Genomic DNA, 1,215 nt, shown 5'->3' with positions numbered 1-1,215 from the left:
CGCGGAAAGCGAGTATATTTCCCTCTGCGGCTTAGCAATAGCACTACTTTATGGGAAAAGAGCTTTTAACAAAGATGAATGGTGGAGTGAACATTACACCACCACATTTGACAGAGAACCTATTAAATCAATTTAGTATAAAAGTCTGCCATATTTATAATTAAGTTTTAATGTAAGCGTTTCATTTCAAGGTTATCTTTTTCCTTTATAGAGGAAAACTGTTCCCTTTAGGTGTAAGCGTTTACATAATATAATGAAGTTAAGTAATAGAGATAGAGGAGAAAAGAAAAGGAGGGATTTCTCGTTGGAGAATCAGGAGATCATTATGGGAATAATTATTCATGGAGGTAACGCGAGAAGTGAAGCGATGCGGGCGATGGCTCTTGCAAAGGACGCTAAATTTAACGAGGCAGAGCAATTGATGGAACAAGTCAACGAGGAATTGAATAAGGCCCATCGTATTCAGACCGATTTAATTCAGGCAGAGTCTAGAGGAGAAAGTACAGAGGTATCGCTTTTAATGGTTCATGCACAAGATCATTTTATGAATGCCATGACTGTTAAAGATTTAGCATTAGAAATCATTAATTTAAATAAAAAAACATATCAACTTTTAGGAGGAAACTAAAATGAAAAATATTTTATTAGTTTGTGCAGCTGGGATGTCAACAAGTATGTTGGTTAATAAGATGCAAAAAGCAGCTGAAGGAAAAGGTGAGGACATTAATATTAATGCAACATCAGGTGGTGATATTAAATCTTATATTGGTGATGCAGATGTCTTGCTTCTAGGCCCACAAGTTTCCTATTTGAAAGATGACTATACGAAACAATATGGGGGCGCAAATGGTATCCCTGTTGAAGTCATTAATAGTTTAGACTACGGCACAATGAATGGGGAAAAAGTGCTGAATTGGGCACTTGAACTTATAGATAAATAAAGGATAAAAGGAGGAAGTAAATCATGGCTATTTCAGGTTTTCAACAAAAGCTACAGTCTGTTGCAGGAAAAATTAGTTCGAACAAGTATTTGAAAGCTGTTTCAGATGGTCTAATGTCAGCGTTACCAGCACTTATTATTGGGGCATTCTCAACATTATTAAGTGGGATGCAATTTGAATCCTATCAAAATTTCATTACCAATACTGGACTTAAAGAATTGTTGGAATTGCCGGCTCAATATACAACTGATATGGTAGCAGTCTATGCCGTTTT

Annotated in this window: 2 protein-coding genes and 1 pseudogene; all 3 read left to right on the top strand. The window is 36.0% G+C overall.

Features of this window, described 5'->3' with window-relative positions:
- Nucleotides 1-304 precede the first annotated feature (304 nt).
- Entirely contained in the window at nucleotides 305-628 is a 324-nt protein-coding gene (locus B494_RS0118315) for a PTS lactose/cellobiose transporter subunit IIA (protein ID WP_017473829.1), read from the top strand.
- A gap of 1 nt (nucleotide 629) precedes the next feature.
- Nucleotides 630-941: a PTS sugar transporter subunit IIB gene (locus tag B494_RS0118310; RefSeq protein ID WP_017473828.1), complete on the top strand. Its 312-nt coding sequence runs from the start codon at nucleotides 630-632 to the stop codon at nucleotides 939-941.
- A gap of 23 nt (nucleotides 942-964) precedes the next feature.
- Nucleotides 965-1,215: pseudogene (locus B494_RS19785) on the top strand (PTS sugar transporter subunit IIC); the annotation flags it as partial.

This window comes from Amphibacillus jilinensis Y1 (assembly GCF_000306965.1).
In the GTDB taxonomy this organism is placed as follows: Bacteria; Bacillota; Bacilli; order Bacillales; family Amphibacillaceae; genus Amphibacillus_C; species Amphibacillus_C jilinensis.
The sequence above is the reverse complement of the archived record's forward strand: the minus strand, read 5'-3'. Positions and strand labels throughout refer to the sequence as shown.